Annotated in this window: 7 protein-coding genes and 1 other RNA gene; 5 read left to right on the top strand and 3 right to left on the bottom strand. The window is 51.3% G+C overall.

The annotated features are described in order from the left end of the window. On the bottom strand, window positions 1-803 hold an 803-nt coding region (locus B3W37_RS04755), incomplete at its 3' end, for an eIF2B alpha/beta/delta subunit family protein (RefSeq protein WP_483174936.1). Continuing rightward, entirely contained in the window at window positions 796-1209 is a 414-nt protein-coding gene (locus B3W37_RS04750; RefSeq protein WP_481040496.1) for an NUDIX hydrolase, read from the bottom strand. The genes B3W37_RS04755 and B3W37_RS04750, both read right to left, overlap by 8 nt. 115 nt (window positions 1210-1324) lie before the next feature. Here B3W37_RS04750 and B3W37_RS04745 point away from each other — a divergent pair, with 115 nt between their 5' ends. The 3 genes from B3W37_RS04745 (at window position 1325) to B3W37_RS04735 (ending at window position 3701) form a co-directional block, all read left to right on the top strand. Beyond that, window positions 1325-2026: a tRNA (adenine(22)-N(1))-methyltransferase gene (locus tag B3W37_RS04745; protein WP_483170276.1), complete on the top strand. Its 702-nt coding sequence runs from the start codon at window positions 1325-1327 to the stop codon at window positions 2024-2026. After that, entirely contained in the window at window positions 2010-3125 is a 1116-nt protein-coding gene (locus B3W37_RS04740) for a Nif3-like dinuclear metal center hexameric protein (protein ID WP_483174935.1), read from the top strand. The genes B3W37_RS04745 and B3W37_RS04740 overlap by 17 nt, the downstream gene beginning before the upstream one ends. A 252-nt stretch (window positions 3126-3377) precedes the next feature. Beyond that, the gene (locus B3W37_RS04735) at window positions 3378-3701 is read left to right on the top strand and encodes an HU family DNA-binding protein (protein ID WP_483170278.1); all 324 of its coding nucleotides are present in this window, start codon (window positions 3378-3380) and stop codon (window positions 3699-3701) included. 67 nt (window positions 3702-3768) lie between these two features. Here B3W37_RS04735 and rnpB read toward each other — a convergent pair. Further along, an RNA gene (rnpB, locus tag B3W37_RS04730) (RNase P RNA component class A) lies at window positions 3769-4105 on the bottom strand. Between the two features lie 246 nt (window positions 4106-4351). On the opposite strand from rnpB, the gene B3W37_RS04725 reads away from it, so the two are divergent. Then, window positions 4352-4672 carry a hypothetical protein gene (locus tag B3W37_RS04725; RefSeq protein ID WP_481040488.1) on the top strand — a complete coding sequence of 107 codons (321 nt, stop codon included), beginning with the start codon at window positions 4352-4354 and terminating at the stop codon, window positions 4670-4672. Window positions 4673-4748: 76 nt separating this feature from the next. After that, complete coding sequence (locus B3W37_RS04720; protein ID WP_483170280.1) at window positions 4749-6551, top strand: ASKHA domain-containing protein; 1803 nt, start codon at window positions 4749-4751, stop codon at window positions 6549-6551. Window positions 6552-6711: the final 160 nt, after the last annotated feature.

Below are 6711 nucleotides of genomic sequence, written 5' to 3'. Positions count from 1 at the left end.
ATCCCTTTTTCAGTGACAACAGCGGTTACATAAGTGGCGGGAATCAGATCAAAACCCTCTTCCAGTGGCAGGGGGGGATAACTTGAGGCCAGTTTGTGGGATTCACATAGGCAATAGAAAGGAATCTGGCGTTCAAAGCAGGTTCTGGCCAACTGCAGGCTGGGGTAGCCATTGATCAATGAACCGTCGGAAAGCACGCTGTCAGCTCCTACCAATCCCAGGCTGACCCCCTGAATACTATCTAGCCGATCCTCCGCGACAAGATCACAGCCGACTCCGCCTGCCTGCAAGGCGGAAGCCATCATTTCTCCATATTTTAAGCCTTGCGCCTGAGACTGCTCATCTACGATCAAGGCCGCAAAGCTGCGGCCTGCTGCAGAGGCCTGTATCAACGCCGAGCAAACCGTGGCGCTGAAGCTGCAGCTGATGATCTGATCGCCTGGCTTGATCAGTTCCGCTCCATTCATAACGGTATCATGGAATTTCAGGTCCAGGCTGTGTAAAATGGATTCCACCAGCCGTGCGACCGAATCTACCGGTTCAAAGGGCACGCTCTCGGCTTTCAGGCCTGCCATGCCGTCGATAAAAACCTGCAGGCCATTCTTGATAGCCGCCATGGCAGGCCTGATTTCCTGCAGCCGCAGGGCCATGGCGGTAAGCTGTTCCAGGTAGTCCAGCCAGTCTCCGCAGGGCAGCTCTGCGGCCTCGTCCTTTAAAATCAACAATGCCTGGCGCAGCAGAAAACTGGCGCCATGTTTACGATCCAAAGCCAGCTGCCCGGCCTTCATCTCCTGTCTATTCATCGGCCACTCTCTGCCAGGTTTCGTAGAGCATCGGTACGCAGTCATATTTTTTTATGTCCTCCGGTTCGATCCATTGGAACTCCACATGCTCCCAATCAATGATGATCCTTCCGGGGTGCTTGACATAAAAGCGAAAAGGATGGACCAGCCACATGATGCCCGCTTCCGTATCGGGTACTTCCAGAATTGCCCCCGCTTTGACCAATATAATGTCATCACTGCACAGACTGGCTTCTTCCTTTATTTCCAAATATGCCTGGCTTAATGCGCTGCGGCCTTCAGGCAGATATCCGCTCAAGCCCGCCCATTTACGCTGATAAGAGCCCACTTGCGAACTGCGCTTTAACAGTAAGATTTTACCCTGGCTTTCCATGAAACAGGTGATGACATGGTTGGTAACCATCATATACCTCCTTAAAAATGGGTGTGACGAAATGCTCGAACCGTATAACTCGGTGGACTGGCTTGCCCCGCGATTTTGCCTGGGTTATATTAACTATAATACATGGAAAGGAGCCCTCATGGCTACTATTGACCAACGCTTGTTGGCAGCCAGCCGGATGATCATCCCTGGCGGCGCGGTGGCTGATATCGGAACTGACCATGGCCAGCTGCCATGTTTTCTGCTGGAAAAGGGTCTGGCTCCACAGGTAGTCGCTACTGAATGGGGGGATGGCCCTTATCAGCGCGCCCGGGAGCATATTGAGACTTCACCCTGGTCAGACCGTATTGCGGTCCGGCAAGGAAATGGCTTAGAGGCTTTAGCCTGGGGTGAGGTTCATACTGTCGTCATCATGGGCATGGGAGGCGACCTTATGGCTGAGATATTGAGACGGGACTGGCATCTGACCTCATCATTTGCGCGTTTGGTCCTGCAGCCCATGACCCGTCCTGCGGTACCCCGCCTTTTGCTGGCCGCAAAGGGCTGGCCGCTCATTGATGAACGGGTGGTAAGAAGCAGGGGGCGCTTCTTTGTCCTTTTCAGCTACCAGCCCGGCGACCGTCCCTACCGGCTGTCCGCCCTGGAGTTGGAAGTGGGGCCACAGCTACTCCAAGCCCGGGACAGCATTGAACTGGAGTACCTGACTTATTGCCGGCGCAGGCTTAAAGCCCGCTGTCAAAACCTGTCCCTTTCCAAACAGCCCCAGAATCAAAGCAAGCGGCTGAAATATGAATTGATGGGCCGGGAATTGGAGGAAATAATCGATGGCAAATCAGGTTAAGGATATCACTGCGATATTAGAGCACCACTATCCGCCCTATCTGGCAGCATCCTGGGATAATTCCGGACTGCAGCTGGGCTCATATCTTGCCCCGGTAAAAAAAGTGGGGGTGGCTCTGGAGCTGGAGCCTGAAGTGCTCGCAGAGGCTTTGCATCTCGAGACGGATATGATCATCACCCATCACCCCTTATTTTTTCAGGGTGTTAAAAGACTGGAAGCGGATACGGCCTGGGGGAAGATGGTATATGAGTTGATTGCCAAAGGCATAACGGTTTACGCAGCGCACACCAATCTGGATGCGGCCCCCCAGGGTTTAAACCAGCACCTCGCAGAAATGCTGCGATTACAGGACATTGAGCCGTTATTGGCGGACCAGCGGGATGAACTATGCAAAGTCGTGGTCTATGTACCGTTCAGTCATGTAAAAGCGGTGCAAAAGGCTATGGCTGAGGCAGGGGCCGGGCATATCGGCCAGTACTCGGCTTGCAGTTTCCGCACCCCGGGAATCGGCAGCTTCCATCCTGAGGACGGAAGTCAGCCATTTATCGGCTCTGTCGGGGTGCTGGAAGAGGTTGAGGAATACCGTCTGGAGACCGTTGTAGAACAGAGCGGTTTAAACCGGGTGCTCAAGGCCATGCACTCTGCGCATCCTTATGAGGAGGTCGCTTACGACGTTTACCGTCTGGTTAACGGCGGCCGTATTTATAGTATGGGACGCAGAGGCCGGCTGGCACAACCCTGCTCACTGGAGTCACTGGCCGGAAAAGTTAAAACGGTTTTTGGCTGCCAGGGGGTTCGCGTAGTAGGAAATTATCGACAAATGGTGCAGCGGGTCGCCATGATCAGCGGTTCCGGAGGGTCTTTGCTGGCACGGATCAATCCTGAAGCGGCCGATGTGGTCATAACCGGGGATGTAAAATACCATGAAGCTCAAGAAGCGCGCCTTAAGGGTATGAACGTAATCGATGCCGGACATCAGGAACTGGAGAAGCATATGATCGCTCTGGTAAGCGCTCTGTTGGAAGATGAATGCAGACATCAAAAGCTTTCCCCGGAGATTCTCAAACTGAAAGAAAGCCCTTGTTTTAGGCTTTTATAATCGATAAGGCAACAGTATATGCAATTGTGCCAATATCCCGGCAGGATGCCTCGAAATGGAATAAAATGGAATGCACCGTAAAATTGGGACTCCATGCATAAAAGCCTTTTTTAACAGGTAAAATGTATATAACAGTTTTAAGCCTATATTTTTCAAAAAAAATTCCGAAAAAGATTTTTAATAGCAGGAATTGCCGTTTTTTTGGGGAATGTAAAATATGGTTAATAAAATAACATAAGGGAGGACTATGTCGTGAACAAATCGGAACTTGTTAAGTCAATAGCGGAGAAGGCAGAAATCACCCAGAAGGATGCTGCCAAAGCCCTGGATGCTACGGTGGAAGCCATTCAAAAGGCCCTGGCTGGCGGGGATAAAGTGCAAATCATCGGTTTCGGAAGTTTCGAAGTACGCGACCGCAAGGAAAGAAAGGTTATCAGCCCGGCGACCGGGGAAGAAATTAAGGTTCCTGCCACTAAAGTTCCGGCATTCAAGCCTGGCAAATCCCTTAAGGAAGCGGTTGCGGTAAAAATACCCGTCAAAGTGACCGCTAAGAAGAAAGGCGCAAAAAAGAAATAGCTATATAAAAAAAGAGGTATACCTCGTATACCTCTTTTTTTATGTCCTTAAAAAGTGTTTGAATTGATGGGCAAGCAAATCTGTAAGCGGAGTTCTGTATTCGATAGTCATCTATCTGGGATGCCAGTTGCCTGACACCTCTTGCGACCTAACCCGGGAACGAGGCGGGCAACCTCATGGTTCCTCTATTCGGTCTTGCTCCAGGTGGGGTTTACCGAGCCGTTTAGTCGCCTAAACGCTGGTGAGCTCTTACCTCGCCTTTCCACCCTTACCCCGCGAATGCGGGGCGGTCTGTTTCTGTGGCACTAGCCTTAGGGTCGCCCCCACTGGACGTTATCCAGCACCTTGCCCTGCGGAGCTCCGACTTTCCTCAGGTTTAAACCTGCGACTATCTGATTTACTTGCCGCCCGATATCAATTCATGCAGGGTATATTATAATGAATAGGCGGCCAATTGTAAAGCAACGGGGAAATATCCCTTTTCACAAAAAATATGACGCTCTTTGAAGGAATAAAGGATTTTTTAGAGAATACATAACCTAGCGAAAGCAGGGAGTAACGGGGTGAGATAATAAATCTTCAAGTTCCTTGTTTTACCTTTGCTCGAATTATAATATACTTACTAAAGAGATAAAGGGGGGTGAAGAAAGATGTTGTTGTTCGGATCGGAGCAGGCAGCTAGCGGGGTTTTTTACAACGGTCCTCTTTTTACCTTATTGGTAATCATTTTAACGGTATTCATTTTTCTGAAATTCTGTGGATGGGCCAAGAAAAGAACGATGCCAGCCGGCACTAAAAAGGGAATTTTTATACTAACGGCGCTGGGCGCTGTAGCTTTTAACGTCATGTACTCTCTGGGAAATTCGGCGTTTGAGCAGGGCCAGGGTCTCAATATGGCTACTATCGCAGTGGTTTCAGCCTTGCTCTGGGTATTTGTATTCTCTTATGCTTTGATGTCAGAAACAAAATAAAGTATAGTCCTGGAAGGCGGCTAGAAGCCGCCTTTTTTATTGGTTATAATAGCCTAAAGAACAAAATGGTGAGAAAATGGATGAACTCATAAAGATCGAAATCACATATGACGATAAACCCTCGGCACCCATCTGGTCCTATCCGGGGCAGAATCTGTGGGAAGCCCTGGTGGCCCATGGCCTGATAACGGCTGGCCCCTGCGGCGGAAAAAGGATCTGCGGGAAGTGCAAACTCAAGATAGAAGGCCCGCTTAACCCGCCGGATGAAGCGGAGCGCTACCTGCTGCTCCCTGAAGAAATCAAGGCGGGCATGCGTCTGGCCTGCCGCATCCCGGCGACCCAGGGCCTTAAAGTGTTTCTTGAAGGCCAGCCTTTTACTGCCGCCCCGGTGCCCCGGTTAATGTCTGAAACGGCTGCGCCGCCCATGGTCATGCATAAAAAGATATATTTGCCGGGTCAGGACCGGCATAATCCGGTTTCCATACAGGAACGGCTGCAAAAGTCCTTGCCAAATCTGCACCTCAACTTGAGTATTGCCGATCTCAATGAATTGCACAGCCTGGATAGGACCGACCGGCCAGTTCTTGAATTAAATGCTTTGCTGACAGAAGACCGGCAATTGATATACGCCGGCCGCTCCCGGCAGGATCTTTATGGGGTAGCCCTGGATGTGGGCACCACCAGCCTGGTAGGCTCACTGCTGGATCTGGAAACCGGTCAGACCGTCGCTACAACCACCATGCCCAATATGCAGCGCGTCTATGGTGACAACATCATTTCCCGCCTGGACTATTGTTTGAGTCATGACGATGGCCTGCAAACCCTGCATCAAGTGATCGTCAACAACGCCAATACTCTGATCGCCAGCCTTGTCAGGCAGTGTAAAAGCCTGCCCGATCAGGTCTACCGGCTGGTTGTGGTAGGAAATCCGGTTATGACCCATTTTGTTTTAGGCTTAAATCCGGCGGGTTTGGCCGCCGCCCCTTTTAGCGGCATAATCACTGATGCTTACAGTTGCCGGGCCGGGGCAGTAGGCCTAGCGGCCCACCGTGAAGCTCTGCTGGTCATACCGCCGCAAGCCCGGGGTTTTATCGGCTCTGACGCCCTGGCCGGGTTGTTGACTCTGCCGTGCCCGCCGCCCTTGCCGTATCTGTTTATAGACATCGGCACTAACAGCGAAGTGATTCTAGCCGGCCAGAAAGGAATGTGGGCAGCCTCCGCTGCAGCCGGCCCAGCCTTTGAAGGGGCCGGTATTCGCTGCGGAATGAGGGCCGTTCACGGAGCTATCGACCATTTTCAGTGGAATGACGGCCGGCTGGACTATCATGTATTGGGCAACGGAGAACCGCGGGGTATGTGCGGCTCGGCTCTGGTCGACTTATTGGCCTGGCTCTTGAATAATGACATGGTTGCAGCCAATGGCAGCTTTATGGAAGGAAGGCCGGAAATAAGGGCCGGATCACAAGGAAGGGAACTTGTCATAGTTCCGTCTGAAAAATCCTATCAGGGCGTACCGCTGGTATTGAGCCAGGAAGATGTACGCAGCTTGCAACTGGCCAAAGGTGCTGTACGCGCCGCCATTGAGATTTTGATGCGGGAGAGCGGGACAAAGGTGGAAGCGCTTAAAGCGGTCTTTTTAGCGGGCGCTTTTGGAAATTACCTGAATCCTGAACATGCCATCAAGGCTGGTATTTTGCCGGCGGTCAACCCCGATCTGATTCATAATCTTGGCAATGCCGCCGGGCGGGGCGCCATTTGTTATCTTATCAACCCGCAGGCCCGTCAGCAGATGGGGCAAATGAAGCAAAACCTGACTTGTGTTGAATTAGCCGACCATCCTGATTTTCAATTGTTATTTTTGCGCCATATAGATTTTTGAGCCAGGAATAACCCTCAGGTTGACCCATAATGCCCGGACCTGGCATAAAAAAGCCGCTTAAGAAATTGCAGGCCTGCTGCGACCGGATCATGGCCAGATCTTGAAGCAGTACTGTTGTATAGGCAAATCGGTAACGGTATACTATTTACAGACCACTCCA

It is taken from the genome of Syntrophomonas sp. UBA5494 (assembly GCF_002426325.1).
The sequence above is the reverse complement of the archived record's forward strand: the minus strand, read 5'-3'. Positions and strand labels throughout refer to the sequence as shown.

What these genes read in the sequence shown, in the direction of transcription:
- B3W37_RS04750 (WP_481040496.1), bottom strand. Translation starts at nt 1,209, where the DNA reads ATGATGGTTACCAACCATGTCATCACCTGTTTCATGGAAAGCCAGGGT.
- B3W37_RS04745 (WP_483170276.1), top strand. Translation starts at nt 1,325, where the DNA reads ATGGCTACTATTGACCAACGCTTGTTGGCAGCCAGCCGGATGATCATC.
- B3W37_RS04740 (WP_483174935.1), top strand. Translation starts at nt 2,010, where the DNA reads ATGGCAAATCAGGTTAAGGATATCACTGCGATATTAGAGCACCACTAT.
- B3W37_RS04725 (WP_481040488.1), top strand. Translation starts at nt 4,352, where the DNA reads ATGTTGTTGTTCGGATCGGAGCAGGCAGCTAGCGGGGTTTTTTACAAC.
- B3W37_RS04720 (WP_483170280.1), top strand. Translation starts at nt 4,749, where the DNA reads ATGGATGAACTCATAAAGATCGAAATCACATATGACGATAAACCCTCG.